Annotated in this window: 23 protein-coding genes; 17 read left to right on the top strand and 6 right to left on the bottom strand. The window is 68.4% G+C overall.

Translation table 11 applies throughout. The annotated features are described in order from the left end of the window. Positions 1-24 precede the first annotated feature (24 nt). The 7 genes from Q0L11_RS05520 to Q0L11_RS05550 all read left to right on the top strand — a co-directional run bounded on the left by Q0L11_RS05520 (position 25) and on the right by Q0L11_RS05550 (position 7,846). Positions 25-1,029, top strand: coding sequence for a nitronate monooxygenase family protein (locus Q0L11_RS05520; protein ID WP_296595934.1), 1,005 nt, complete (start codon positions 25-27; stop codon positions 1,027-1,029). Positions 1,030-1,125: 96 nt separating this feature from the next. Then, positions 1,126-3,588: a TonB-dependent receptor gene (locus Q0L11_RS05525; RefSeq protein ID WP_367183358.1), complete on the top strand. Its 2,463-nt coding sequence runs from the start codon at positions 1,126-1,128 to the stop codon at positions 3,586-3,588. Positions 3,589-3,787: 199 nt separating this feature from the next. Continuing rightward, positions 3,788-4,819 (top strand): sulfate ABC transporter substrate-binding protein, encoded by a 1,032-nt coding sequence (locus Q0L11_RS05530; RefSeq protein ID WP_296595935.1) that lies wholly within the window; start codon positions 3,788-3,790, stop codon positions 4,817-4,819. A 7-nt stretch (positions 4,820-4,826) separates the two neighbouring features. Beyond that, complete coding sequence (cysT, locus tag Q0L11_RS05535; protein ID WP_296595936.1) at positions 4,827-5,696, top strand: sulfate ABC transporter permease subunit CysT; 870 nt, start codon at positions 4,827-4,829, stop codon at positions 5,694-5,696. Between the two features lie 35 nt (positions 5,697-5,731). Next, positions 5,732-6,529, top strand: coding sequence for a sulfate ABC transporter permease subunit CysW (gene cysW, locus Q0L11_RS05540; protein WP_296595961.1), 798 nt, complete (start codon positions 5,732-5,734; stop codon positions 6,527-6,529). Further along, a complete protein-coding gene (locus Q0L11_RS05545; RefSeq protein WP_296595938.1) occupies positions 6,501-7,577 on the top strand; it encodes a sulfate/molybdate ABC transporter ATP-binding protein in 1,077 nt (358 codons plus the stop codon). The genes cysW and Q0L11_RS05545 overlap by 29 nt, the downstream gene beginning before the upstream one ends. A gap of 32 nt (positions 7,578-7,609) precedes the next feature. After that, a complete protein-coding gene (locus Q0L11_RS05550; RefSeq protein WP_296595939.1) occupies positions 7,610-7,846 on the top strand; it encodes a DUF5961 family protein in 237 nt (78 codons plus the stop codon). Between the two features lie 9 nt (positions 7,847-7,855). On the opposite strand, the gene Q0L11_RS05555 is transcribed toward Q0L11_RS05550, so the two are convergent. From Q0L11_RS05555 to Q0L11_RS05565, 3 genes are all read right to left on the bottom strand, one after another. Next, positions 7,856-10,459 (bottom strand): M1 family metallopeptidase, encoded by a 2,604-nt coding sequence (locus tag Q0L11_RS05555; protein WP_296595940.1) that lies wholly within the window; start codon positions 10,457-10,459, stop codon positions 7,856-7,858. 61 nt (positions 10,460-10,520) lie between these two features. Further along, positions 10,521-11,978: an MFS transporter gene (locus Q0L11_RS05560; protein WP_296595942.1), complete on the bottom strand. Its 1,458-nt coding sequence runs from the start codon at positions 11,976-11,978 to the stop codon at positions 10,521-10,523. Continuing rightward, positions 11,975-12,409 carry a MarR family transcriptional regulator gene (locus tag Q0L11_RS05565; RefSeq protein WP_296595944.1) on the bottom strand — a complete coding sequence of 145 codons (435 nt, stop codon included), beginning with the start codon at positions 12,407-12,409 and terminating at the stop codon, positions 11,975-11,977. The genes Q0L11_RS05560 and Q0L11_RS05565 overlap by 4 nt, the downstream gene beginning before the upstream one ends. Positions 12,410-12,523: 114 nt before the next feature. Between Q0L11_RS05565 and Q0L11_RS05570 the strand changes: the two genes are divergently transcribed. From Q0L11_RS05570 to Q0L11_RS05580, 3 genes are read left to right on the top strand one after another with little or no spacing between them, the layout of a single operon-like run. Further along, on the top strand, positions 12,524-12,868 hold the full coding sequence (locus Q0L11_RS05570) for a helix-turn-helix transcriptional regulator (protein WP_296595946.1): 345 nt from the start codon (positions 12,524-12,526) through the stop codon (positions 12,866-12,868). Continuing rightward, on the top strand, positions 12,858-13,325 hold the full coding sequence (locus tag Q0L11_RS05575) for an SRPBCC domain-containing protein (RefSeq protein WP_296595947.1): 468 nt from the start codon (positions 12,858-12,860) through the stop codon (positions 13,323-13,325). Before Q0L11_RS05570 ends, Q0L11_RS05575 begins: the two co-directional genes overlap by 11 nt. Continuing rightward, the gene (locus Q0L11_RS05580; RefSeq protein WP_296595948.1) at positions 13,322-13,969 is read left to right on the top strand and encodes a glutathione S-transferase family protein; all 648 of its coding nucleotides are present in this window, start codon (positions 13,322-13,324) and stop codon (positions 13,967-13,969) included. Before Q0L11_RS05575 ends, Q0L11_RS05580 begins: the two co-directional genes overlap by 4 nt. A gap of 221 nt (positions 13,970-14,190) precedes the next feature. On the opposite strand, the gene Q0L11_RS05585 is transcribed toward Q0L11_RS05580, so the two are convergent. Further along, the gene (locus Q0L11_RS05585) at positions 14,191-14,955 is read right to left on the bottom strand and encodes a PhoH family protein (RefSeq protein WP_296595949.1); all 765 of its coding nucleotides are present in this window, start codon (positions 14,953-14,955) and stop codon (positions 14,191-14,193) included. A 312-nt stretch (positions 14,956-15,267) separates the two neighbouring features. Between Q0L11_RS05585 and Q0L11_RS05590 the strand changes: the two genes are divergently transcribed. The 5 genes from Q0L11_RS05590 (at position 15,268) to Q0L11_RS05610 (ending at position 20,024) form a co-directional block, all read left to right on the top strand. Then, a complete protein-coding gene (locus Q0L11_RS05590) occupies positions 15,268-15,798 on the top strand; it encodes a gamma carbonic anhydrase family protein (protein ID WP_296595950.1) in 531 nt (176 codons plus the stop codon). A 48-nt stretch (positions 15,799-15,846) separates the two neighbouring features. Further along, positions 15,847-16,629 carry an enoyl-CoA hydratase-related protein gene (locus tag Q0L11_RS05595; RefSeq protein WP_296595951.1) on the top strand — a complete coding sequence of 261 codons (783 nt, stop codon included), beginning with the start codon at positions 15,847-15,849 and terminating at the stop codon, positions 16,627-16,629. Next, positions 16,630-17,094 (top strand): DUF805 domain-containing protein, encoded by a 465-nt coding sequence (locus Q0L11_RS05600; protein WP_296595952.1) that lies wholly within the window; start codon positions 16,630-16,632, stop codon positions 17,092-17,094. A 90-nt stretch (positions 17,095-17,184) separates the two neighbouring features. Continuing rightward, positions 17,185-18,264 carry a DUF3667 domain-containing protein gene (locus tag Q0L11_RS05605; RefSeq protein WP_296595953.1) on the top strand — a complete coding sequence of 360 codons (1,080 nt, stop codon included), beginning with the start codon at positions 17,185-17,187 and terminating at the stop codon, positions 18,262-18,264. Between the two features lie 107 nt (positions 18,265-18,371). Then, positions 18,372-20,024, top strand: a complete 1,653-nt coding sequence (locus tag Q0L11_RS05610; RefSeq protein ID WP_296595954.1) for a choline dehydrogenase — start codon at positions 18,372-18,374, stop codon at positions 20,022-20,024. A gap of 11 nt (positions 20,025-20,035) precedes the next feature. Here the strand turns inward: Q0L11_RS05610 and Q0L11_RS05615 are convergent, their stop codons facing one another. Beyond that, positions 20,036-22,912: a pitrilysin family protein gene (locus Q0L11_RS05615; RefSeq protein WP_296595956.1), complete on the bottom strand. Its 2,877-nt coding sequence runs from the start codon at positions 22,910-22,912 to the stop codon at positions 20,036-20,038. Positions 22,913-23,039: 127 nt separating this feature from the next. On the opposite strand from Q0L11_RS05615, the gene Q0L11_RS05620 reads away from it, so the two are divergent. Then, positions 23,040-23,744 carry a rhomboid family intramembrane serine protease gene (locus Q0L11_RS05620; protein WP_296595958.1) on the top strand — a complete coding sequence of 235 codons (705 nt, stop codon included), beginning with the start codon at positions 23,040-23,042 and terminating at the stop codon, positions 23,742-23,744. A gap of 98 nt (positions 23,745-23,842) precedes the next feature. Beyond that, on the top strand, positions 23,843-24,271 hold the full coding sequence (locus tag Q0L11_RS05625; RefSeq protein ID WP_296595959.1) for a CBS domain-containing protein: 429 nt from the start codon (positions 23,843-23,845) through the stop codon (positions 24,269-24,271). A gap of 165 nt (positions 24,272-24,436) precedes the next feature. On the opposite strand, the gene Q0L11_RS05630 is transcribed toward Q0L11_RS05625, so the two are convergent. After that, entirely contained in the window at positions 24,437-24,880 is a 444-nt protein-coding gene (locus Q0L11_RS05630; RefSeq protein WP_296595960.1) for an Rrf2 family transcriptional regulator, read from the bottom strand. Positions 24,881-25,456: the final 576 nt, after the last annotated feature.

Raw genomic sequence — 25,456 nt, forward strand, 5'->3', positions numbered from 1 at the left:
AAACCCATCGAGGATCCGAACCCCATGGCCCTGCCGCCCGTTCTCCGCGACCGCCTCCGCCTGCCGGTGATCGCCAGCCCGCTGTTCATCATCTCGGTCCCGGACCTGGTGATCGCGCAGTGCAAGGCCGGCATCGTGGGCTCGTTCCCGGCGCTGAACGCGCGACCGGCCTCGCTGCTGGACGAGTGGCTGCACCGGATCACGGAAGAACTGGCCGAATGGGACCGCGACCACCCGGAGCGCCCGTCGGCGCCGTTCGCGGTGAACCACATCGTCCACAAGACCAACGACCGCCTGGAGCACGACCTGGAGGCCTCCACGAGGTGGAAGGCGCCGATCGTCATCACCTCGCTGGGCGCGCGCGAGGACGTGAACGCCGCGGTCCACAGCTACGGCGGCGTGGTGCTGCACGACATCATCAACGACCGCTTCGGCCGCAAGGCGGTGGAGAAGGGCGCTGACGGCCTGATCGCCGTGGCGGCGGGCGCCGGCGGCCACGCCGGCCAGCTCTCGCCCTTCGCCCTGGTGCAGGAGCTGCGCGAGTGGTTCGACGGCCCGATCGCGCTGTCGGGTTCGATCGCCAACGGCCGGGCGATCCTGGGCGCGCAGGCGATGGGCGCGGACCTGGCCTACATGGGCTCGGCCTTCATCGCCACGCAGGAGGCCAACGCCGACCAGGCCTACAAGGACATGATTGTCGCCTCGAGCGGCGACGACATCGTCTATTCGAACCTCTTCACCGGCGTGCACGGCAACTATCTCAAGCCGTCGATCGTCGCGGCGGGCATGGACCCCGACAACCTGCCCCAGTCCGACCCGTCGAAGATGAACTTCGGCTCGGGCGGCAACCAGAAGTCAAAGGCCTGGCGCGATATCTGGGGCTGCGGCCAGGGCATCGGGGCGGTGAAGGGCGTGCCGACCGTGGCGGAGTATGTCGACAAGCTGTCCGACGAGTACGAGCAGGCGAAGGCCGAGCTGGCGACCAAGACGTCGCTCACCTCGGGCCGCGTGCTGATGGCCGCTGAGTAGGCTTTAGGAAATCTGCGCGCCGGCTCAGGTTAATCCGATCTAGCCGATAGGAATTATAGGTCTAAGGTCCCCTCAACGAAAATGAGGGGACCCGAGATGATTTCGCCTGCGCACCGCAAAGCCGCGCCCGCCGCCTTCCTTGGACTGCTGCTCTGCGGGACGGCGTCGGCCGCTCTGGCCCAGCCGGCCGCTTCGCCGCCGGCCGTCGACGCCGTGGCGGAGGCGCCGGACACGGAGGCCGGTGCGACGGTCGGGGAGGTGACGGTCACGGCCCGCCGGCGCGAGGAGACGGTGCAGTCCGTCCCGCTGGCGATCTCGGTGGTAAGCGCCGACAAGGTGGATTCGACGGGTGCGTTCAACGTCGGGCGCCTGCAGCAGCTCACGCCGACGCTGCAGTATTATTCGACCAACCCGCGCAACACCTCGGTGAACATCCGAGGTCTCGGCGTGCCGTTCGGCCTGACCAGCGACGGCTTCGAACAGGGCGTCGGCTTCTATATCGACGACGTCTACAACGCCCGGGTAGCCACCGCGACGTTCGACTTCCTGGACGTCTCGCGGATCGAGGTGCTGCGGGGCCCCCAGGGCACGCTGTACGGCAAGAACACCACCGCGGGCGCGGTGAACATCACCACCAACCAGCCGACGTTCGACTTCGAAGCCAAGGCCGAGGTCTCCGCCGGAAACCTGAGCTTCAAACAGGCCAAAGCGGCGATCTCGGGCCCGCTGTCCGACACCGTCGCGGCGCGCCTGGCGATCTCGACGACCACGCGGCGGGGCACGATCTACAACGTCACCAGCCGCCAGTGGGTGAACGGGCAGGACAACCTCGGGGTCCGGGGACAGGTCCTCTTCAAGCCGAATGACGACCTGGCGATCACCTTCGCCGGCGACTACAGCAAGCAGGACGCGGAGTGCTGCGCGCAGATCTATGTGCGGACCGGCGCCACCCAGCGGCCGCTGAACCGCCAGTACGCCGCCCTGGCCGCGGCCCAGGGCTACACGGTCGCGAGCACCAATCCGTTCGACCGCATCACCGACGTCGACGCCAACCTGAACGCGGGCAACAAGATCGGCGGCGTCTCGGCGCGGGTGGTCTGGAACCTGGGGCCGGGGACGCTGACCTCCGTCACCGCATGGCGCTTCTGGGACTGGAAGCCGGAGAACGACCGCGACTTCCTGGGCCTGTCGATCGTGTCGAAGTCGCAGAACCCCTCGCAGCAGGACCAGTATTCCCAGGAGCTGCGCTACAACTACGCCGCCGAGCGGTACGACTTCGTGGTCGGCGCCTTCGCCTTCAAGCAGCGGATCGACACCCAGGGGACCGAGCAACAGGGGCCGGCCTCCAGCCGGTGGAACATCGCGCCCAGTAACGCCCTGTCGAACGATCCTACGGTGCTGGACGGCCTGGTGGCGCGCAACACCCAGTACCTCAAGAACACCAGCTTCGCCCTGTTCGGTCAGGCGAGCTGGAAGGTCACCGACGCCTTCACGATCCAGCCCGGCGTGCGGCTGAACTACGACAAGAAGGAAGGCTTCTATCAGCGCCTGGTCTTCGACGGGCAGGGCGTCCCCGTCCTGCTTGGCCAGACCGGCGCCCGGCGCGCGGCGCAGCTCGCGATCTTCACGCCTCAGCTCAGCACGCCTGAGTTCAGCGACTGGAACTTCAGCTACGACCTGACCGCCAGCTACCGCTTCACGCCCGACGTGTTCGGCTACGCGACCTACGCCAAGAGCTTCAAGACGGGCGGCATCAACCAGAACGGCCTGCCGACCGACGCCGCCGGCAATCCGATCCTGGCGGCGGGGCGGATCAAGCCCGAGGACGTGGATCACTTCGAGGCGGGGGTGAAGACCCAGTTCTGGGACCGCCGCGCGACACTGAACGTCTCAGCCTTCCGGACCGACATCAAGGACTACCAGGCCACCGTGACCAACGGGCAGCTCGGTGTCCTGCGGGGCTATCTCGCCAACGCCGGCAAGGTTCGCAGCCAGGGCTTCGAGTTCGACTTCGCCGTGAGGCCCAGCGAGCGGTTCACCGCCTACGCCAACGGCGCCTATACCGACGCCACCTACCGCAAGTTCGTCGACGCGCCGTGCCCGCCCGAACTGGCCGGCGGCACGACGGTGGCGGCGGGTCAGACGCCCAGCGCGCCCGGCACGCCCGGCGGCCTGAGCCCGGCCAACTGCGACATCTCGGGCCAGCGCCTGCCGGGCGTGTCGAAGTGGAGCTTCTCGTTCGGCGCCGAGGCTAACCTGCCGACGACCTTCCTCGGCAAGGAGGGCGAGATCTATCTCGGCTATGACGGCAGCTATCGCTCCAACTTCTCGTCGAACGCCTCGCCGTCGATCTACACCTGGGTGGACGGCTATTCGCTGTCGAACTTCCGGGCTGGCTTCCGCACGCCCGACGGTCTCAATGTCTACGGCTGGGTGCGCAACGCCTTCGACGAGAACTACTTCGAGCTGCTGGCCGTGGGCCCCAGCAATACCGGCCTGATCGCCGGCCAGCCGGGCGACCCGCGCACCTGGGGCGTCACCCTCAAGGCGGCGTTCTGAGCCGCCGAACGCTCGAAGCACGTGACAAACGCCGGGGACGGTCACAGAAATTCTGTGGCCGCTTCTATCTTAATCCCACTTCACTGATGGGAATGGTGGGGCCTATCTAGCGTGACCGGCTTAGCGAGGCGCGCGCCTGCGCGGCGCCTCCGGCCCTCAGTACGCGTTCTAGGCCTGCGACCTTTTAGGAACCTTCGCCATGACGTTCGATCCGACTCTCGACCGCCGCCGGCTTCTCGCCGTGGGCGCCGCGATGGCCGCAGCCGCCTTGCCGGACGCCGCGCTGGCGCAGGCGTCCGGCCCCAAGCTGCTGAACGTCAGCTACGATCCGACGCGCGAACTCTACAAGGACGTCAACGCGGCCTTCGTCGAATGGTGGAAGGCCAACGGCGGCAAAGGCGCGCCCACAATCCAGCAGAGCCACGGCGGATCGGGCAAGCAGGCTCGGGCGGTGATCGATGGCCTCGAGGCCGACGTTGTCACCCTGGCGCTGGCCTACGACATCGACGAGATCGCCGCGCGCGGGAAGCTGCTGCCGGCCAATTGGCAGAGCCGCCTGCCGAACAACTCCTGCCCCTACAATTCGACCATCGTGTTCCTGGTCCGGAAGGGCAATCCCAAGGGGATCAAGGACTGGGGCGACCTGATCAGGCCGGGCGTCCAGGTGATCACGCCCAATCCGAAGACGTCGGGCGGCGCGCGCTGGAACTATTTGGCGGCCTACGCCTGGGCGCTCAAGCAGCCCGGCGGTTCGCCAGCCAAGGCCGAGGCCTATCTGTCGGCGCTGTTCAAGAACGTGCCCGTGCTGGACACCGGCGCCCGCGGCTCGACCACGACGTTTGCCGAGCGGGGTCTGGGCGACGTGCTCCTGGCCTGGGAGAACGAGGCCTACCTCTCGATCGAGGAGTTCGGCCCGAAGTTCGACATCGTCTACCCCAGCCTGTCGATCCTGGCCGAGCCGACGGTGGCGCTGGTCGACAAGAACGTCGACCGGCACGGGACGCGCGCTGCGGCGCAGCAGTACCTGCGCTTCCTCTACAGCCCGAGGGCCCAGGACCTCATCGGCAAGAACCACTTCCGGCCGCGCGATGCCAAGGCGCTCGCCAAGTACGGGGCCAAGTTCAAGAAAATCCCGTTGGTGACGGTCGACCAGCAGTTCGGCGGCTGGCAGAAGGCCCAGGCGACGCACTTTGCCGACGGCGGCGTCTTCGACCGCATCTACAAGCGATAGCCCCCGCATGACCGTCGCCGCCCTGGCGCCCGTCGCGGGCAAGCCTCGCACGCGTTGGAAGGAGCCCAGCATCCTGCCGGGCTTCCCGCTCGCGATGGGCTGGACGCTCACCTACCTCGGCTTGATCGTTGTCCTGCCGCTGGCCGCGCTCGTGCTGCGGCCGTGGGAGGCGGGCCTGCACGGGGTGTGGGCGACGCTGACCGAGGACCGGGTGCTGGCGGCTCTGCGGCTCAGCTTCGGGACGTCGCTGCTGGCGGCGCTCACCAATGTGCCGCTGGGCCTGATGGTGGCCTGGACCCTAACCCGCTACGAATTTCCCGGCCGGCGGATCGTCGACGCCTTCGTGGACCTGCCCTTCGCCCTGCCGACGGCGGTGGCGGGCATCGCGCTGACCGCCATCTACGGCCCGACGGGCGTGCTGGGCGAGCAGTTCGCGCAGTTCGGCCTCAAGACGGCCTACAACCCGATCGGGATCTACATTGCGCTGCTGTTCATCGGGTTGCCTTTCGTGGTGCGGACGGTGCAGCCCGTGCTGCAGGACCTGGACCGCGAGGTCGAGGAAGCCGCCCAGACGCTGGGCGCCACGACGTTCCAGCGCTTCCGGATGGTGGTGCTGCCGGCCGTGCTGCCGGCGCTGATCTCCGGCTTCAGCCTGGCTTTCGCCCGCGCGGTCGGCGAGTACGGCAGCGTGATCTTCATCGCCGGCAACATGCCGCTGAAGTCGGAGATCGCCCCGCTGCTGATCGTGATCAAGCTGGAACAGTACGACTACGCCGGGGCCGCGACCGTGGGGCTGGCGATGCTGGTCATCTCGTTCGGCGCGCTGCTGGGCGTAAACTTCCTGCAGATCTTCCTGGCTCGCCGGGGCCGCGCATGAACCCGACCCTCCGCCTGCCGGGCCTTGCGCCCCTGATGCTGGCCGCCACGCTGGCGGTGCTGGGCGTGCTGATCGTCCTGCCGCTGGGCGTGGTGTTCCACCAAGCCCTCGCCAAGGGCCTCGGCGCCTACATCGAACCGCTGACCCACCCAGACGCACTGCACGCCATCCGCCTCACCCTGACCGTGGCCGCGATCTCGGTGCCGCTGAACGCCGTCTTCGGCGTGGCGGCCGCCTGGGCGATCGCCAGGTTCGAGTTCAAGGGCAAGAGCCTGCTGGTCACCTTCATCGACCTGCCGTTCTCGATGTCGCCCGTGGTCTCGGGCCTGGTCTGGGTCCTGCTGTTCGGCGCCCAAGGCTGGTTCGGCGAGTGGCTGCGCGACCACGACATCAAGATCATCTTCGCCACGAGCGGCCTGGTCTTGGCCACGGTGCTTGTGACCCTGCCGTTCGTTGCGCGCGAGCTGATCCCGCTCATGCAGGACCAGGGCGCCGACGAGGAGGCCGCGGCGCTGACGCTCGGCGCCGGCGGCTGGACCACTTTCCGGCGGGTGACGCTACCCAACATCAAGTGGGCGCTGCTGTACGGCGTCCTCCTGTGCAACGCCCGCGCCATGGGTGAGTTTGGCGCGGTCTCCGTCGTCTCCGGCAGCGTGAGGGGTGTGACCACCACTTTGCCGCTCCACGTCGAGGTGCTCTACAATGACTACGAATTCGTCGGCGCATTCGCGGCAGCCTCGATCCTGGCCGGCCTCGGGCTCGTCACCCTGGTCCTCAAGACCGTCCTCGAATGGCGTCATTCCGGTGAACTTTCGGCAGGCCGACGACACTAGCTCCGCGACCGCGCTCGAGATCAAAGGGGTCTCGAAGGCCTTCGGCCGCTTCCCGGCGCTGAAGAACGTCTCGCTCCAGGCCAAGGACAAGGAGTTCCTGGCGCTGCTCGGCCCGTCGGGCTCGGGCAAGACCACGCTGCTGCGCGTGCTGGCCGGGCTGGAGAAGCCCGACGCGGGCGAGGTGCGCTTCGGCGACGAGGACTTTCTGGCGCTGCCCGTGCGCCGGCGGAAGGTGGGCATGGTGTTCCAGCACTACGCCCTGTTCCGCCACATGACCGTGGCCCAGAATATCGCCTTCGGCCTCACGGTACGGAAGCGGTCGGAAAAGCCCAGCAAGTCCGAGATCGCCGACCGGGTGAACCACCTGCTGCAACTCGTGCAGCTCGAAGGGCTCGACAAGCGCTTTCCCTCGCAGCTCTCGGGCGGCCAGCGGCAGCGCGTGGCCCTGGCCCGGGCGCTGGCCATCGAGCCCAAGATGCTGCTGCTGGACGAGCCGTTCGGCGCGTTGGACGCCCAGGTGCGCCGTGAGCTGCGCCGCTGGCTGCGCGAGCTGCACGACCGCGCTGGTGTGACCACCGTCTTCGTGACCCACGACCAGGAGGAGGCGTTGGACCTGGCCGACCGCGTGGCGATCCTGAAGGACGGCGAGCTGGTCCAGTTGGGGGCGCCGAACGAGGTGTACGAGCATCCGGCCAATCCGTTCGTCTTCGACTTCCTGGGCCAGGCCTGCCGGCTCCGCGGCGTGGTCGAGGGCGCGCGGTTGCGGGTGGCCGACTGGGAATCGGCCGCGCCGACCGGCGCGCCGCAGGGCGCCGTCGAGGTGTTCTTCCGTCCGGACGAGGTGGCCTTCGCGCCGGCCGACGGCGCCGGGCTGGCGGCCGAGGTGAAGGGCGTGGCGCAGCGCGGACCGGACGTGCGGATCGACTGCCTGGTGGAAGGCGCGCCTATGGAGCTGGTCGGCCACGGGCCGACGCTGCCGCCGGGCGTGACGCCCGGGCTTTCGGTGCGGATCAAGCCGCTCCGTCCACAGGTTTACGCCGCGGGTTGAATCCAAAGGGCCGGGTCGCGCGTTGAGGGCGCATGACCGAGCCCCTTCCGCGCCGCTTCTGTGTCCACGGCGTCGCCGAGATGGCCTCTCGCGCGCATGTCGTCGAAGGCGTCAGTTTCGAGGACGCCGCCTTGCACTTCCTCGGCGAACACCATCCCGTGGCCGGGTTCGAAGACGACGTGAGCCTCTATGTCGAGGACCTGGAAACCGGCGAGCGCCAGTGCTTCCGTATCGACCCCGACACAGGCGAGACGGCGCCCTGCGAGTAAGCGGACGGCTTACCCGCCGTTCGCCGATAGCCAGCGGTCCATCTCCGGCACGCGGTCCTTGATGACGCCCAAACGATAACGGACGGCCGCTTCGGCCTTCTCGACTTCGCCGCGGGTGGACGCCGGCACCGTGGCCTTCAGCCTCGCAAGCTTGTCCAGCATCGCCGGATCGCGCGAGCCGTCGCCGAGTCCGGCGAAGTAGGTGATGCGGCTGGTGGGTTCGAGGAATTCTTCCAGCTTGGCCCGGTTCGCGATGGCGAAGTCGTAGGCCTTGTCGGGGAACATCCCGGAGACCGCCGCGATGAGGCCGGGCACTTCGGTCGGTTGCGGTTCGCCGCTCAGGGCCAGGGCCAGGGTGCGATCGGCGAGCGCCGGATCGGCGCTCGAGCCCAGGTAGGCGTAGAGGCGGGCGCGGTCGGTGGCGTCCTTCGACGCCTTGGCCTTTTCGTGGATCGCTTCCCAGGTCGCCGGGTCGGCGTTGGCGGCGACGATGGAGAGGACGGTGCGCCGCTGGGCGCCGGTGAGCGTGGACGGATCGTTGAGCCAAGCGTCGAAGCGGCGGCGGGCCTCCGCTACGGTCGCGGCGTCGCCCAGCTCGCCCAGTTGGCTGAGGACGGTGCGGCGCGTGACGGCGGCGTTGTCGCTTTCCCCCGCCTTTGAGTCCCAGCCCAGGCGAGCGGCGACCGGCGCCAGGCGGGCGCGGGCGAACGTCCGGTAGGCGGCCTGACCGCTGCGACCGTCGTACAGCCAGTCGAGGGCGCCAAGCTGGCCGGAGAGGGCGTCGACGACGACCGGGTCGGCGTCGGCCGGCGTGTTCTTCGCCAAGGCCAGGAAGTCGCTCATGGGCGCCAGGCCCGCTTCGCCCAGGGCGCGGCTGTCGTAGAGCAGGCCAAGCTGGTCCGCGGCGGACAGCTTCGGGAAGTCCGGCGTCAGCTTCGCCCAGAGGTCGGGCGAATAGGCGCTGCGGAGGTAGCCGGTCTGGCCGGCGTTGATCACGACGGGGGCCTGGGCCGGCACGGTCTTCGGCGCGGTGGCGCTGACAAGCTCCTGCCACTGGCCGTTGGCGGCCTGGACGGCCACCGGTGTGCGCCAAGTCTGCGGCTTGCGCTGGCTGGCGTCGACGCCGAAGCGCTCCTGGGTCAGCACGACCCCGGAGCCGACTTCCTTCGCGCGGATGAGCGGCACGCCGGGCTGCAGCAGAAAGTCATGCGCGACATCGACGACCTTCTTCGACGGGGCGACCTTGCCGAGCGCGTTCCAGAGGTCCCCGCTGACCGCGTTCCGGTAGGCGTGGTCCTTGATGTACGCCTGCACGCCCGCCCGGAAGGCGTCCTCGCCGACGTAGGTCTCCAGCATGCGGATGACCGCCTGGCCCTTCTGGTAGGTGATGGCGTCGAAGGCGTTGGCGGCGGCGAACACGTCGGGGATGTCGGCGATCACCGGATGGGTGCCCGCGCGGCTGTCCAGGCGCATGGCGCTCTGCTGGCCGGCCTGGGTGGAGAGCCAGACCTTCCACTCGGGGTGGAAGTGATCGGTGGCCTTGTTCTCCATCCACGAGGCGAAGCCCTCGTTCAGCCAGAGGTCGTCCCACCAGGCCATGGTGACCAGGTCGCCGAACCACTGGTGGGCCATCTCGTGGGCCACGACGATGAAGACGTTCTGCTTGTCGGCCTCGGTGGAGAGCTTCGGATCGATCAGCAGCGCGTAGTCGAAGTAGAAGATGGCGCCCCAGTTCTCCATGGCCGCGAAGAACTGGCTGTTGCCGGGGCCGGCGACGAGGTCGAGCTTGGGCAGGGGGTAGGGCGTGCCGAACCAGTCCTCGTAGTAGGGCAGCAGCTTGACGGCGGCATCGAGGGCGAACTCGCCCCGAGCCGCGTCGCCCTTGCGCACGATAACTCCCACGTCGGTCTTGCCGACCTGCTTGTGGATACGCTCGAAATCCCCGAGCGCCAGGAACAGCAGGTAGGAGCTCATCTTCGGGCTGTCGGCGAAGCGGACGAGGTGGCGGCCGCCGGCGTCCTGTTCGGTTCCCGGCATGTTCGAGACGGCCATCTGGCCGGCGGGCGCCTCGACGCTCAGGGAGAAGACCGACTTCACGCCCGGCTCGTCCCACATGGGGGCGAAGCGGCGGGCGTCCGAGTTCTCGAACTGGGTGAAAAGCGCCCGATGCTTCGTGCCGTCGGCGTCCTCGTAGTCCAGGGCGAACAGGCCCGAGGCCTGCTGGTAGATCTTGCCCGTGTAATCGATGGACAGCGTGTACTTGCCCGGGGTCAAGGGCTTGTCGAAGACGAAGGCGGCGGTCTGCTGCTGGTCGTCCAGCACGATCTTCGGCGCGGCGTCGCGGCCCGCGAGGCCGACCTTGCCGAACGCCAGGTCGGCGGCGTTGAGCACGATCCGGTCGGTGGGCTTGAGGACGGTGACGTCGATCTTGGCCACGCCCGAGAACTTCAGGTTGGCCGCGTCGGGACGGATGGTGATGTCGTAGCGGTCTGGCCGCACATCGGCCGGCAGGACGATCCGCTTGGACGCCGCGGGCTTCGCCGGCGCCGCGACGGCGAGGGCAGGGGCGGCGGTCGCCACGGCGAGGGCGGCGGCGGCGGCAAGAAATTTCATCTTCAGGGACTCGGGCGGCAAGAAACGAAGCGCGCAACTTAGGCGGCCGGGAAGGCCATTCCTAGGCGGGTTTCCGACCGTTCATCTCATCCCCCGCGTCCGCCGGCAGACGGGCGAACCAGATCATCGAGATCATGGTCACCAGGCCGATGATTACGAAGGCGGGCGACACCACCTCGGCCGTCAGTCGGTCGGCGCCGCGCCAGACCATGAGGATGTGCAGGAGGCTGGCCGACAGCCCGATGCCGATGGATTGCACCAGCTGCTGCACCATCGAGGAGGTGGTGGCGGCGCGGCTCATCTCGTCCGATTCTATGTCCGCGTAGGCGAGGCCGTTCAGCGAGGTGAACTGAAGCGAGCGGAAGAAGCCCCCGACGCCCAGCACCAGCATGATGGCCCAGTGTGGCCAGTCGGGCCGGAAGAAGGCGTAGGCGATGAAACTCAGGCCGACGATCACGGCGTTCACCAGCAGCACGGAACGGAAGCCGAAGCGGCGCAGGATGGGTGGGGCGGTGGTCTTCATCACCAGGGCGCCGACGGCCGAGATGAAGGTCATGGTCCCGGCGGCGAACGCGCTCATGCCGAACGCGACCTGGAGCAGCATGGCGAGCAGGAAGGGATTCGCCCCCATGGCGACACGCATGAAGCCGCCGCCGATGACCGACGCGGCGAAGGTCTTCTTACGGAAGATCTCGAGGTGGACCACGGCGTGCGGGGTGTGCCCGGCGTGCCAGCCGTAGATCGCCAAGCTGAGGGCGCCAACGACGAAGAGGCCGGCCACCGCGAGTGAACTCAGCGCGTCGCGACCGAGGTTCTCGAAGCCGAAGATGAGCGCGGCGAGACCGAGGCCGGTGAGGACGATGCCGGGAACATCGACGGGCGGCGGATCCTGCTCGCGCACCTCGGGCACGTGGCGATTCACCAGGAAGAGGCCGACCGCAGCGATCGGCAGGTTCATGAAGAAGATCCAGCGCCAGTCCGCGAAGGTGACGATCGCGCCGCCGATGACGGGACCGACAACAGGGCCCAGTAGCGCCGGCATGGTCACCACCGAGAGCGCGCCCACCAACTCGCTCTTCGGCGTGGTGCGCAGCAACACGAGCCGGCCGACCGGCATCAGCGTTGCGCCTGCCGCGCCCTGGATGAAGCGGAACAGGATCAACTGCCACAGCGCGCCGGTGAAGCCGCAAGCCGCGGAGCCGGCGGCGTAGAGCACGATCGAGATCATGAAGACCCGCCGCGCCCCGAAGCGGTCGGCTAGCCAGCCCGACAGCGGCAGGAAGATCGCGGACGAGAGCAGGTAGACGGTGATGGCGATGTTGAGTCGCAGCGGCTCGACGCCGAATGTGCGGGCCATCGCCGGCAAGGCGTTGGTGATCACCGTGGCGTTCAGCGTCTGCATCAGCATGGCCGAGCCGATGATGGCCGGGATCAGCCAGCCGCGGACCGCTTCGCCGGCGTCCTTCGGCGCGGCGGCCTCCGGCGCGGCGCCCTGCAGCGGCTCGTCCGTCGGGCTCATGCATCCACCAGTCGGAGGAGGGGGCCGGTCGCGGCCTCGATCAGCGCGCGCTCCTCGGGGGCGAGGCGGGCGAGGCGTGCCGCCAGCCAGTCGTTCCGCTCGCGGCGTATGACGTCCAGCTTGCGCGTGCCGGCGTCGGTGATCGTCAATCCCGAGCGGCGGCCGTCCTCAGCGTCGTCGCTGCGCGCTACCAGGCCCTCGGCTTCCAGGCGCTTGATGTGGGCGCTCATGGTGGGGCGGGTGATCTTCTCCGCCTCGGCCAGGGCGCTGACCCCGATTCCCGGGTGCTTGGTGATGTGGCCCAGAAGCAGGGCGTCCTGGGCCGACAGTCCAACCTTCTGCGCCTCCAGCCGCAGCCGCCGCGAGACACGCAGCAGGGCGGGCCGGAGGGCTTCGGCGAGAGCAATGATGTCGGGCGGCGTGTCGGGCATATTAGTTAGGTCGCCAAACTATCTACTGTGGGAGATAGACTCGCGCAAGGGCGGGGTTGACGCAGGCGAGACGTTTCTATTTAACGAGTGTGTTATTTAACGAAATAGCTAATGATGTCGCAGCTCGATCCGCTCAGCGCCACCTTCGCCGCCCTGGCCGATCCCACCCGCCGCGCGATCCTGGCGCGGCTAAGCGAGGGAGAGGCTACGGTCGGCGAACTGGCCCAACCCTTCGAGATCAGCCTGCCGGCGATCTCGCGCCACCTGAAGGTGCTGCAGGCCGCGGGCCTGATTTCCCAGGGGCGTGAGGCACAGCGCCGGCCTTGCAGGTTGGAGTTGCGGACGTTGCGCGCGGCCGACGATTGGATGGGGCGCTACCGCCGGTTCTGGCAGGGCGCGTTCGACGGCATGGACCAGTACCTGGCCGAGATTCAGAAGGAGGACCACGATGGCGAGTAGAGCCGTGGCCGACGACGAGCTGCTGATCGACCGGGTGTTCGCCGCGCCACCCGACCTGGTCTTCGCGATGTGGGCGAGCGCCCGGCACTTCAAGGCCTGGCTGGGCCCGGTGGGCTTCACCTGCACCCAGGCGGACCTCGACTTCCGCGAGGGCGGCGACTGGAGCGCGACCATGGTCTCGGCCCAGCACGGCGAGGCGCGGATGGGCGGCCGCTACCTGGAGATCGAGCCGGACCGGCGCATCGTCATGACTTTCCGGTGGCTGAATGGCGAGCCTGACCCGGAGACGGTGGTCACCCTGACGTTCACGCCCGTCGACGGCGGGACGCTGCAGTCCTTCCACCAGACCCCTTTCGAGAACGTCCCGCGCCGCGACAGCCACGTCGGCGGCTGGAGCGAGGCGTTCGACAGCGAGCGGGCCTATCTTGAAACCCAGGTCCAGGAGCCGGTCCAATGATCACAGTCTATTCGTACAAGTGGGTTCCCGATTTCGCCCAGGGCGTGGTTCGCGACCTGCGGGTGCGCTGGGCGCTGGAGGAAGCTGGGCTCGACTATCAGGAATGGCTGATTGGTCTGGGCGACGACCAGAACACGCCGGCCTACCGGGCGTGCCAGCCCTACGGGCAGGTGCCGGTCTATGCCGAGGACGACCTGATCCTGTTCGAGTCCGGCGCGATCGTCCTGCACATCGGCCAGCAGAGCGAGGCGCTGCTGCCGGCCGACCCGAAGGCGCGGGCGAGGGCCATCTGCTGGCTGTTCTCCGCGCTCAACACCATCGAGCCCGCGGCACAAGAACTGGCCGGCCTGGACCTGTTCCATGCGGAAGAGGCCTGGGCCGCCGAGCGCCGGCCGCAGGCGGAGGCCTGGACGCGCAAACGGCTGGACGAGCTCGCCGCCTGGCTCGGCGACAAGGCCTACCTCGAAGGCGAGTTCACCGCCGGCGACCTGATGATGGCCACCGTGCTGCGCATCTTGCGCGACACCGATCTCGTGACGGCGCATCCGGTGCTGGGGCCGTATCTCGAGCGCTGCGAGGCGAGGCCGGCGTTCGAGCGGGCGCTGAACGACCAGATGCTGAGCTTCCAGACCGAGGCGGCTTAGGGCGCTAGCGTCCTTCTGCCCCACGGGAGAAGGCGGCGCGCGAAGCGAGGCGGATGAGGGGGGCGTTTCCCTACCCAGTTCACCGAGCACCGCAGGCGCTGTCTGTTGCGTCTTTTGGCGCTGCCTCGCCACCGTGGCCGAAAGGCCTGCACGACCCCTCATCCGTCGGCTGCGCCGACACCTTCTCCCGCAAGGGGAGAAGGGCCGAACGGTCTTGGCGCCTAAAGAACCCCAAGCATCTCGGCGACGAGGGGGTGACGGACGATGTCGCGGTCGCCGAGGCGGACGACAGCGATGTTGGAGACGTCCTCCAGCTTCTTCGCCACCGGGCCGAGGCCGGAGAATTCCGGCAGCAGGTCCGACTGGTCCGGGTCGCCGGTGACCACCATGGTCGAGTGCCAGCCCAGGCGGGTCAGCAGCATTTTGATCTGCACGTAGGTGCAGTTCTGAGCCTCGTCGATTACCACAAAAGCGTTGTTCAGCGTGCGGCCGCGCATGAAGCCGACCGGCGCGATCTCAATGGCGCCCTCGGCCATCAACGCCCGGACCCGCTTCATCGAGAGGCGGTCGGACAGCGCGTCGTAGAGCGGGCGCAGGTAAGGGGCCAGCTTGTCCTCGGCGTCGCCGGGCAGGAAGCCGATGCTCTCGCCGGCCTCGACGGCCGGGCGGGACAGCACGATCCGGCCGACCCGGCCGCTTTCCAGCGCCTCCACCGCCTTGGCGATGGCGAGGTAGGTCTTGCCCGTGCCGGCCGGGCCGAGGGCGAGGACCAGGTTCTTGGCGTCGATGGCGTTCAGCAGCGCCTGCTGGCCCTCGGACTTGGCCTTGATGGTCTTGAGGTAGCCCTGCTCGCGGTCGTCGTTGTGGTGCTGCAGTGGCGACCAGCCCCTGTCCACCGGGAGCCTGCGGATTTTATCGTCTCCCTGAAATTGACCGGCGTCGAACGCGCCTTCGCGCACTTGTCGCTTCAGAGCCCGCTTGCTCATAAGGCCTCCTCAGGGGGCAAGAAAAAAGGGCGTCCCGCGTGGGAGCGCCCTTCGAATGATTGGGAGATGACGATGCGGCGGCGTCGTGCGGGGCCAGGCGGCCCTGCGGGTTCTGCGGAGCCGGGGACAACTGCCCGGCGATACGACAGACTCGGCGCCATCCACCCCGTCCAGCGCGAGAACACGGAGGCGGAAACCTCCGCGGCGGCTTCCTCGAAGGCTTTCGCCCTCTCGAATCGCCCGACTAGAATGATCCTAACGTCCTTTCCGAGTCGTTAAACAGCCCTTCGTGGCAAGAAATGGGATGAGGCAGTGAGCGTCTACAACTTGGGCAATGTGACACCAGAGCTACCGAACGATGACGAATACTGGATCGCGCCCACGGCCGCCGTTATGGGCAACGTGATTCTGAAGAAGAACGCCTCGGTGTGGTGGGGTGCGACGCTTCGTGGCGACAACGACCCCATCATCATCGGCGAGGGCTCGAACGTGCAGGACGGCAGCGTGCTGCACACCGACCACGGCTCGCCCCTGACGCTGGGCGCCAACGTGACGGTCGGCCACATGGTGATGCTGCACGGCTGCACCATCGGCGACGGCTCGCTGGTGGGGATCGGCTCGATCGTCCTGAACGGGGCGAAGATCGGGAAGAACTGCCTGATCGGCGCCAACTGCCTGATCACCGAGGGCAAGGAAATCCCGGACAACTCGCTGGTGATGGGAGCGCCCGGCAAGGTCGTTCGCGAACTGAGCCCCGAGCACGCGCAGCGCGTGGCGCTGGGCGCCGTGCACTACGTGGAGAACTGGAAACGCTACAAGCGTGAGCTTTCGCTGGTCTCTTGACGGACGCGACGGCGCCCCCCGAGGCTCCGCGCAAACCGGGAGGACGACATGGCTTACGAATTCATCAAGGTCGAGCGCGACGGGCCGATCACCACCTTCACGCTGAACCGGCCCGAGGTGATGAACGCCATGCACTCGCCAGCGCACTTCGAGATGCACGAGGCGCTGGACGCCTTCGCGGCCGATCCGGACCAGTGGGTGGGCATCGTCACCGGCGCGGGCGACCGGGCGTTCTCGGCCGGGAACGACCTCAAGTATCAGGCGGGCGGCGGGGCGCTGAAGAGCCCGCCGTCGGGCTTCGCGGGTCTGACCGCGCGCTTCGACCTGACCAAGCCGCTGATCGCGGCGGTGAATGGCGTGGCCATGGGCGGCGGCTTCGAGATCGCGCTCGCCTGCGACATCATCCTGGCGTCGGAGGCGGCGGTGTTCTCGCTGCCTGAGCCGAGGGTGGGGCTGGCGGCGCTGGCCGGCGGCCTGCACCGGCTGCCGCGCGCCATCGGCGTGAAGCGGGCCATGGGCATGATCCTGACGGCGCGTCGCGTCTCGGCGGCCGAGGGCAAGGAACTGGGCTTCGTGCATGAGGTGACGGCCCCACAGGACCTGATGCGCGCGGCCAAGGACCTCGCCAAGGCGATCTGCGAACTGGGGCCGATGTCGATCCGCGCCTCCAAGCAGGCGGTCTACCAGGGCCTGGACGAACCCAGTCTGGAGGCGGCGCTGAAGGGCCAGAACAAGTATCCGGCCGTGGCCGCGCTCTACACGTCGGAAGATTTCAAGGAAGGCCCGCTGGCCTTCGCGCAGAAGCGTCCGCCGCAGTGGAAGGGACGTTGATTGCAGCGGCTGAGGCGCCTCTTCGTCTGGCGCGGACGCGCGACGCGGCGTGAATATTGGGAGGCCTTGGCGCTTGGCGTCGCGGCTTGGCTCGTCGGCATGGGTCTGGCTCTCGCGGTCATGGTGACGACGGACTGGGTGGTCGGCGGTGTCATCGCCGCCGTGATCCCCATGGCAGTCGGATCGTTCGCGTGGGCCGCGACGGCCATGCGGCGCTTCCGCGACCGCAATCGCTCGCCACTCTTCTTTGTCGTGCTGATCGTCGGCCCGCAGCAGCTCTGGTCGTTCGCGCGCGATCTCGGCGGCTTCGAGGGCGCTCCCTACGTCAAGCTGCTGCTGATGGTGATGGCGATCGGCCTCGCCTCGTGGGGCTTCGTCGAGCTCGGTGTCCTGCGCGGGACGGTCGGGCGGAATCGGTACGGCGACGACCCCTTGAACCCAACCCCTGCCGAGGTCTTCACCTGACCGCCCGCAACGGCCGTTTGTTATCGGCCCCCAATATTGCCGCACCGCACCAATCCCGTCACATTCCAGCGCGGGTTACAGGGGCGCGTGATGGTTGATCTCGAAGCGGTGGGCGGAGCGGCGACGGGCGGCCTGTTCGCCTCGACGTTCGAGAAGCCGACCGGGGAGAAGGGCGAGCACCATCCCCTGTGCGCCGACTGTGGGACGCAGACGGTGGGGAAGTTCTGCCACGCCTGCGGCAACGCAAGTCATGTTCACCGCACCCTGCTGCATTTGGGCGAAGAGCTGCTGCACGGGGTCATGCATTTCGACAGCCGTACTTGGCGCACCCTGCCCCTGTTGATGTTCCGCCCCGGCCGGCTGACGCGGGAATGGTGCCTGGGCAAGCGCACCCGCTACGTCTCTCCGCTGGCAATCTTCCTGTTCACCGTCTTCGTCATGTTCATGCTGCTGAGCTATGCCCCGGAGCCCAAGGAGGGCACGACCGTGGGCCGGCAAGCAGTGGCGACGGCCGAGCTGGCGCGACGCAACACCGACGTGGCCAATGCCCGGGCCGCCCTCAGCAACGCGCCGCCCGAGGCGCGCGCCGCTGCGGAATTGGCCCTGCACGCCGCTGAGAAGAAGCAGGCCGAGGCCAAGCTGCGGATCGGCAACACGCCCAAGGCGGCCGAGGTCGACGATTGGAAGGCTGAGCTTCAGCAGGAAGTGAAGAACGAGCGGTGGCACGCCAACACCGGCAACGCCAAGCTGGACGAGAAGCTGAACCACAAGATCGAGAATCCGGAGCTGGCGCTCTACAAGCTGCAGCAGACCTTCTACAAATTCTCGTTCCTGCTGATCCCTATCTCGATCCCGTTCGTCGCCCTGCTGTTTCTATGGAAGCGGGGATTCACGCTCTACGACCACGGGGTATTCGTCCTCTATTCGCTCACCTTCATGTCGCTGCTGATCATGGCCGTGGCGATTTGCGGACGGATCGGCGGGATCGTCGGGACCACGGCCTTCGCCCTGACGCCGTTCATCGTGCCAATGCACATGTACTACCAACTGCAGGGCGCCTATGGCCTGAAGACCTTCTCGGCTCTGTGGCGGACCTGGTTCCTGCTGGTGTTCTGCTCGATCGCCGCGACATTCTTCCTGCTGGCGATCCTGTGGCTGAACCTCGCCTAGGGTAAGGTGACGCCAGCGTCACTTTTTGCGTCGGGCGGCCTTGTCTCGCCGGACGGCCTTTGCCACGGTGCCGGCCAACTAAACACCGTTCAGGGAGGACGGTCGCCGTGGACCGCTACGACTACATCATCATCGGCGCCGGCTCGGCCGGCTGCGTGCTCGCCAACCGGCTGACCGAGGACGGCAAGACGAAGGTCCTGTTGCTGGAGGCCGGCGGCAAGGACAAGTCGCTGATGGTGACCATGCCGGCCGGCGTCGGCGGGCTGATCAGCAAGCAGAACGCCTTCAACTGGGGCTTCTGGACCGAGGCGGAGCCCAACCTCGACAATCGCAAGCTCTGGTGGCCGCGCGGAAAGGGCTGGGGCGGCTCATCGTCGATCAACGGCATGATCTATATCCGCGGCCACGCCCGCGACTACGACCAGTGGCGGCAGATGGGCCTGGCCGGCTGGGGCTACAAGGACGTGCTGCCCTACTTCAAGCGCTCGGAGAGCCTGGAGGGCGGCGGCGACGCCTGGCACGGCGGCGAGGGGCCGCTGCACGTCTCCAAGGCCAGTTCGCCCAACCCGATCTACAAGGCCGCGATCGAGGCCGGCGTCGAGGCCGGCTTCCCGCGCACCAAGGACTTCAACGGCTACCAGCAGGAGGGCTGGGGCCCCTACCAGTTGACCATCCACAACGGCGAGCGCTGGAGCGCGGCGCGCGCCTATCTCTACCCGGCGCTGGACAGGCCGAACTTGACCTGCCTGACCGGCGCGCGGACCACCCGCATCGTCATCGAGAAGGGCCGGGCTGTCGGCGTCGAGATCGTGCAGGAGAAGGGCGGGGCCAAGACCGTCTACGCTGACGCCGAGGTGATCCTGTCGGCGGGCGCGGTGCAGTCGCCGCACATCCTGCAGCTCTCGGGCATCGGCGATGGCGAGGCGCTGGCCCGACACGGGATCAAGACCGTCCACGAGCTGAAGGGGGTCGGCCAGAACCTTCAGGACCACCTCGACGTCTGCATGTCGTGGGAATGTCCCGAGCCGATCACGGTCTATTCGATGCGCAAGGGTATCAAGACGCTGTTCGTGGGCCTCGACTATATGTTCCGCCGCCAGGGTCTGGGCCGGCAGAACATGCTGGAATCGGGCGCCTTCCTACGCTCGCGTCCCGACCTGGACCGCCCGGACCTGCAGGTGCACACGGTGCTCGCGATCATGCAGGACCATGGCAAGGTCGCGATCCCCAAGGACGGCTTCACCTTCCACGTCTGCCAACTGCGGCCCGAGAGTCGCGGCAGCGTCGGGCTGCGCAGCGCTGACCCGATGGCGGATCCCGCGATCTTCGCCAACTATCTCTCGACCGAGGAGGATCGCCGCGCGATCCGCGAGGGCGTGAAGATGATGCGCGAAGTGGCGAAGCAGGCCGCCCTCAAGCCCTACATCAAGGAAGAGTTCTCACCGGGCGCGGGCGTGCAGACCGACGCCGAGATCGACGCCTGGATCCGGCGTTCGGCCGAGACGATCTACCATCCGGTCGGCACGTGCCGCATGGGCGTGGCGGGTGACGCCATGGCGGTGGTGGACGGCGACTGCCGGGTGCAGGGCCTTGCGGGCCTGCGCGTGGTCGACGCCTCCGTCATGCCGACGCTGGTGGGCGGCAACACCAACGCCCCGACCATGATGATCGCCGAGAAGATCTCGGATGCGATCCGCGGCCGGGCGTTCCTGCCGGCGGACGATGCGCCGGTCTACGAGGACGGCGCCCAGGCGGCCTGAGACGGCGGCGCTCAGGGCGCGGCTGCCGCGCCCGGGGCCGGGACGATAGTCAGCTTGTAGGCCCCACCGGGCTTCAGCCACTGCTGGGCGGCGCGCTTCACATCGGCCGCGGTGACCTTCTCGGTGCCTGGGATGATGTCGCGGATCACCTCGAGCCGGCGTGGATCGGCCTGGGCGCCCGACAGTTCGCCCAGCCAGTAGCCGTTGGTGACGCGGGCGCGCTGGATGCCCTCGATGCGGGGCTTCCTGGCGCGGGCGAGCTCGTCGGGCGCCACCTCGTTGGTCCGAAGGTCCGCGGCGATCTTCTCGGCGTCGGCAAAGAAGCCGGCCAGTTTTTCGGGCGGCACCTCGACCGTCGCGGCGATGTAGCCCCAGCCGGTCCAAACCAGGCTGTGCTGGGAGTTCACGTCGGGCGAATAGGTCGCGCCCTGAGCCTCACGGAGCTGGTCGGTGAGGCGCAGCTTCATGATTTCCCTCAGGACGGCCGTGTCGCGCGCCCGCTGCGGATTGGCCCAGTAGTCGGTGGTGGGCCAGGCGATGTAGCCGATCGCCTGGTCGGCGCGGCCCTTGTGGGTCAGAGTCACGGTCCGGGCCGTGGGGCCCGGGAACCTGACGCCGTCGGCCGCCGCCGGTGGCAGGGGCGCGTCGGGCCGCGGCGGCAGGGCGCCGAAGGTGGCGGCCGTGTTGGCGATCGCCTGATCGAGCGTGACGTCGCCCACGATGACCACCTCCAGCGGGCCGCTCGCCAGGCCCGGCTGGATCGCGGCGCGGATCTGGTCGATGCGCGCGTTGGCCATGTCGTCGCGGCTGGGGAAGGTCCAGCGACCGTCGCCGGAATGCACGAGACCGGGCAGGTCGCGCGCCATGACGCCGTTGTCGGTGGCCTCGTACTGATCGTGGATCGTGCGGGCGGCGGCCTTCACCCGCGCCAGGGCGGCTTCGCGCCAGGCGGCGTCGGTCAGATAGGCGGCCAGCACCTGTAGCTGGGTCGGCAGGTCGCCGGTGCGGGTCTCGCCGCTGAGGACGTAGGCGTCGTCGCTGACGCTGAAGCGGCCGCCGTAGACCTTAGAGGCCAGCACCCGCTCCATGCCTTCGACGTCGATCTTGCGCAGGCCGCCTTCCATCACGGCGCTGGAGGCCCAGTAGGGGCTCTGGCGGTCGCCGGGCAGGCCGAGCATGCCGCGGCCAGCGTTGACACGGACCAGCACCTCGTCGTCGCGGAAGGTGGTCGGCTTCACGGTCAGGCGGACGCCGTTCGCGAAGGTGACGAAGGTGACGCCGAGGTCCGCGACCTCGCGCCGCTCGACCACCTTGCCGGGCGTCCCGAAGCTCTCGTACGGCCACGCGAGCTGGGCGTTCGCCGCCGGCGGCGTGACTGCGACCTTCTGCGAGGCCGTCAGGGCCGCTAGCAGCGCCGTCTCGCCGCCTTCGATGGGCGTGGGGGAGGCCATGAACACCAGCGGCCCCTGGCCCTGGAAGACGGACTTCAGCGCGGCGTCGACGCTCGCGGCCTTGAGGCCCTTCACGTCGGCTTCGAAGAGGGCGAGGTCGTCGGCGGGAGAGGTGACGACGGTGTGATCGGCCAGCGAGCTGACGATCTCCTGCGCGAGGTCGGCGGGGCGGCGGGTGGCGGCGCCGGCGGCCTGGGCCTTCAGCGTGGCCCGGATCTCCTCAACCTCGCGGTCCAGCTCGTCCTGGCGAACGCCGAATTGGACGAGGCGCCGAGCCTCCTGCTCCGCCGCCGCGAGGGCCTCCCGCCAGCGGCCGGTCTCGGCGTTTACGGCGATGGTAGCGACTTCCGCGGCGTCGTCCTGCTCGCCCTTGCCCGCGCCTGCGCCGAGGAACGGCGGGTTCGCGTCGCGCGCGATGGCCGAATAGCGGCGGTTCAGGACCGACAGGCCGAGGTTCTCGATGAGGTCGCGCCGGCGCTTCGCCGCGGTGTCCAGCGACAGATCGGGCGGGCTCATCCACGCGATCTGGAGCGACTGGGTGACGCCCGGATCGACGACCAGGCGGGCCTCTGCGCCGCGGGGAGCGACGACGCCCTGGTCGGGCTCGGGCAGGGCGGGAGTCCTGGCCTGCCAAGCGCCGAAGGCCGTCCGGATCTTGGCCTCCATCGCATCGAGGTCGAAGTCGCCTACCGCCACGAAGACCGCTCGCTCCGGTCGGTACCAGTGGTCGTAGTAGTCGGTGATGGCGCTGGCGGGGGCTGTCTTCAGCACCTCGATCTTGCCGATCGGCAGGCGCGTGGGCAGCCGCTGGCCCTTGAGCTGGAACTTCATGCGCTCGACCAGGGCGCGGTAGCCGGGCGTGTCGCGTGCGCGTTCCTCGGAAAGCACGATGCCCCGCTCGCGGTCCACGGCGGCGGGATCGATGGTGAGGTCGAACGCAGCTTCCCGCAGCAGCCTGAGCGAGGTGTCCACCGTCTCGGCGTCGGTGCGCGGCAGGTCCAGCTTGTAGACGGTCTCGGAGAAGCCGGTGGAGGCGTTGGTGTCGGCGCCGAAGGCCAGGCCGAGGCGCTCGAGGATCTTCACCATCTCGCCCTCCTTGACGTCCTTCGAGCCGTTGAAGGCCATGTGCTCCAGGAAGTGAGCGAGACCCTGCTGCTGGTCGGTCTCCATCATTGAGCCCGCGCCGAACCAAAGGCGGAAGGCGGCCTGGCCGGCGGGCACGGACTGCTTGCGGATCGCATAGCGCATGCCGTTGGGCAGCGCGCCGAAGCGGATGGCGGGATCGGCCCGCAGGTCGGAGATCGCCTGCGGCCATTGGCCGGGCGCGAGGCGGGGCTGGGCGGACGGGGCGGCGGGAGCCCAGGCGGCGGCAGGCTGGGCGAAGGCGAGGGCGAGCGCGGCGGCGAGAGCAGGGCCAGCGCCCAGAAGACGGATCATCAAACTGCCTGGAGAGATCGACACGAAGGCGGCAACATCGCGAAGCCGGATGGCGGCGGCAAGGCGCCAAAGGGACGGTTCGCGTCCGGCTCGCGTACGGGCGCGACACAGCCTAAATAGGGGACCGATGAGCACCGCCTATTTCGAAGCGCCCGCGCCGGGCGGATCGCGACCGCCTCACCAGGGCGAGCCCGACTTCCGGCCCGCGCCCGAACCGATCGTCAATGCGCCCTGGCCGGTGGTGGTGCTGACGCTGAGCATCGTCGCGGCCTATCTGGTGCAGAGCCGCTTCCCGCTGCCGCTGGTGAGCGAGGCTTTCGCGTTCTCGCCGGCGCTGCTTCTGCAGGGCCACGCCGAGCGACTGGTCAGCTCGCTCTTCGTGCACGGCAACTGGGCCCACGCGCTGATGAACGCGGCCTTCATCCTGGCCTTCGGTGCGCCGGTGGCGCGGTACTACGGCCCTCGGCTGGGCGGCGTCGTGGCGTTCTTCCTCTTCTACCTCGTCTGCGGCGTGCTGGCCTGTCTGGGGTTCGCGGCGGTGCACTGGGGCCAGGAGGCGGCGCTGGTGGGCGCTTCGGGTGCGGCTTCGGGCCTGATGGGCGGCGCGGCGCGGCTTATCGGCGGCCAGGGGCGGCCGGGACCCATGTTCTCCAAGGCGGTGACCGGCATGGGCACGGCCTGGATCATCGTGAACGTCATCATGGCGTTCACGGGCGGGGCGCTCATCCCCGGAGCGGGTAGCGCCGGTGTCGGCTGGGAGGCGCACCTGGCGGGCTTTGCCGCGGGTGTGCTGCTGATCGGCCCGTTCGGCTGGCTTGCGGGCCGGAGCTGAGCCCGCGCGCGGTCACGCACGCGTGACCTGTCCCTCATTGTGTCGCGGCTGAAATTGAACAACCCTGTTCCCTGAAGAGAACGGGAACAGGAGGCCCAATGCTGGTCTCGCAGATTCTCCGCACGAAGGGAGATACCGTCTTCACCATCCGCCCGGCGGACACGGTGAGCGCGGTGGCCGAGCTTCTGCACAGTCGCGGCGTGGGCGCCCTGGTGGTGCTGGACGCCGAGCGGGTGGCGGGCATCGTTTCAGAGCGCGACATCGTGCGGGCCCTGGCCGCGCATGGCGAAAGCGCGCTGAAGCGCCCGGTGTCGGACTTCATGACCGTCAATGTTCTGTTCGCCGATCCTGGCGAGACGATCGATTCGCTGCTGTCGCGGATGACCGACCGGCGGATCCGCCATCTTCCGGTCTGCAAGAACGAACGCCTCATCGGCATCGTCTCGATCGGCGACCTGGTGAAGTCGAAGATCTCAGAGGTTGAAGCCGAGGCCGACGGCCTCAAGGCGTATATCGCGGCAAGCTAGCGGGCGAGGAGACCCCCCTCCGCGAGGAGGGCTGAAAGCCGGCGGTGCGTCGGCGTAAAGGGCGGGGAAGGGGACGGATCCTTCCCCGCCCGATTCAGTTGCGCCGCAAGTGTTCCTCTGGCGCCTGGGGCTTCGGCCTCGGCCGATCGCGGAAGCTCTTCCTCACTACACCGCCGCCGTGAGCGGAGCGGGCGCGCCGGATATCGCGGCGTCGGCGAGGGTGTAGGCCTCCAGCACGTCCGCGGTGGCGTCGCGGGCCTTCAGCAGGGCCTCCCGCAGGGTGCAGGTGGCGAGATCAGGGCAGTCGGCGCACTTGCGGAACCCGAGGCGCGGGCTGACGCAGGGGGCCAGCGCCAGGGGACCGTCGATTATGCGGATCACCTCGGCGAAGGTGATCGCGTCGGCGGGTCGGGCCAGGACATAGCCGCCGAACTTGCCGCGGCGGCTGAGCACGACCTGGTTCCGCGAGAGCTCAAGCAGAATCGCTTCCAGGAACTTCCGCGGCGCGCCGGCGCGCAGCGAAAGTTCGCCTGCGCTCACCTGAGCGCCCTCCGCTCGGGCCAGTTCGACCAGCGCCCTCAGTCCGTACTTGGCCTTCTGCGACAGCATGAGCGTCTCCCCCGTGGAGTTGTGGCGGGCGCATGACAGCCGCGCAAGGCGGCGCACGCGTCGCGGGAGTGCGGCATTCTCGACGGCGTCGCTGAGGCGCCCTCGCTTCGCGCAAGCTCCTCCCCCGTACGCGCGCGTACGGGGGATTTCATTTCCCAGTTGGCGGCGGGCGGGGTGCGACCCATGCGACATGACGGCGGTCTGTGAGATTCTTTGCGACAGCCTGTTGACGCGGGGCCGGGCCCCAAATAGATAGCCGCCTCCGCTCGGAACGGGGCGGCGACGAAGGGATCTGAAGAGGCGCAAGCCTTTGAAAATTCTGACGAAGCCGTTTCTACCCCGAGAGGTTGGCCGCCCGGCCGCAGGCTTCTGGAGAGTTCGCTCTTCCGTCGCCCGAGCCGGGTTTCAGCCCGAAGAACCGGAGCTTCCGGGGATCGGCTGAAAGTTCTGAAAAGAGCCGGTTGACAGCACGGAGGCCGGCCACTAGATAGCCGCCTCCGCTCGGGGCGGGGCCGACGACGACGGGTTCGAAGGGAACGCAAGTTCTTGAAAAACCTGCCGAAGTCGCCAAGTTCC

The organism is Phenylobacterium sp. (assembly GCF_024508875.1).
Taxonomy (GTDB): Bacteria; Pseudomonadota; Alphaproteobacteria; order Caulobacterales; family Caulobacteraceae; genus Phenylobacterium.

Bases quoted from the DNA above. Each gene is read 5' to 3' on its own strand.
- Q0L11_RS05520 (WP_296595934.1), top strand. From the start codon at position 25: ATGGCCCTGCCGCCCGTTCTCCGCGACCGCCTCCGCCTGCCGGTGATC.
- Q0L11_RS05525 (WP_367183358.1), top strand. From the start codon at position 1,126: ATGATTTCGCCTGCGCACCGCAAAGCCGCGCCCGCCGCCTTCCTTGGA.
- Q0L11_RS05530 (WP_296595935.1), top strand. From the start codon at position 3,788: ATGACGTTCGATCCGACTCTCGACCGCCGCCGGCTTCTCGCCGTGGGC.
- cysT (WP_296595936.1), top strand. From the start codon at position 4,827: ATGACCGTCGCCGCCCTGGCGCCCGTCGCGGGCAAGCCTCGCACGCGT.
- cysW (WP_296595961.1), top strand. From the start codon at position 5,732: ATGCTGGCCGCCACGCTGGCGGTGCTGGGCGTGCTGATCGTCCTGCCG.
- Q0L11_RS05550 (WP_296595939.1), top strand. From the start codon at position 7,610: ATGACCGAGCCCCTTCCGCGCCGCTTCTGTGTCCACGGCGTCGCCGAG.
- Q0L11_RS05555 (WP_296595940.1), bottom strand. From the start codon at position 10,459: ATGAAATTTCTTGCCGCCGCCGCCGCCCTCGCCGTGGCGACCGCCGCC.
- Q0L11_RS05560 (WP_296595942.1), bottom strand. From the start codon at position 11,978: ATGAGCCCGACGGACGAGCCGCTGCAGGGCGCCGCGCCGGAGGCCGCC.
- Q0L11_RS05565 (WP_296595944.1), bottom strand. From the start codon at position 12,409: ATGCCCGACACGCCGCCCGACATCATTGCTCTCGCCGAAGCCCTCCGG.
- Q0L11_RS05570 (WP_296595946.1), top strand. From the start codon at position 12,524: ATGTCGCAGCTCGATCCGCTCAGCGCCACCTTCGCCGCCCTGGCCGAT.
- Q0L11_RS05575 (WP_296595947.1), top strand. From the start codon at position 12,858: ATGGCGAGTAGAGCCGTGGCCGACGACGAGCTGCTGATCGACCGGGTG.
- Q0L11_RS05580 (WP_296595948.1), top strand. From the start codon at position 13,322: ATGATCACAGTCTATTCGTACAAGTGGGTTCCCGATTTCGCCCAGGGC.
- Q0L11_RS05585 (WP_296595949.1), bottom strand. From the start codon at position 14,955: ATGAGCAAGCGGGCTCTGAAGCGACAAGTGCGCGAAGGCGCGTTCGAC.
- Q0L11_RS05595 (WP_296595951.1), top strand. From the start codon at position 15,847: ATGGCTTACGAATTCATCAAGGTCGAGCGCGACGGGCCGATCACCACC.
- Q0L11_RS05605 (WP_296595953.1), top strand. From the start codon at position 17,185: ATGGTTGATCTCGAAGCGGTGGGCGGAGCGGCGACGGGCGGCCTGTTC.
- Q0L11_RS05615 (WP_296595956.1), bottom strand. From the start codon at position 22,912: ATGATCCGTCTTCTGGGCGCTGGCCCTGCTCTCGCCGCCGCGCTCGCC.
- Q0L11_RS05620 (WP_296595958.1), top strand. From the start codon at position 23,040: ATGAGCACCGCCTATTTCGAAGCGCCCGCGCCGGGCGGATCGCGACCG.
- Q0L11_RS05625 (WP_296595959.1), top strand. From the start codon at position 23,843: ATGCTGGTCTCGCAGATTCTCCGCACGAAGGGAGATACCGTCTTCACC.
- Q0L11_RS05630 (WP_296595960.1), bottom strand. From the start codon at position 24,880: ATGCTGTCGCAGAAGGCCAAGTACGGACTGAGGGCGCTGGTCGAACTG.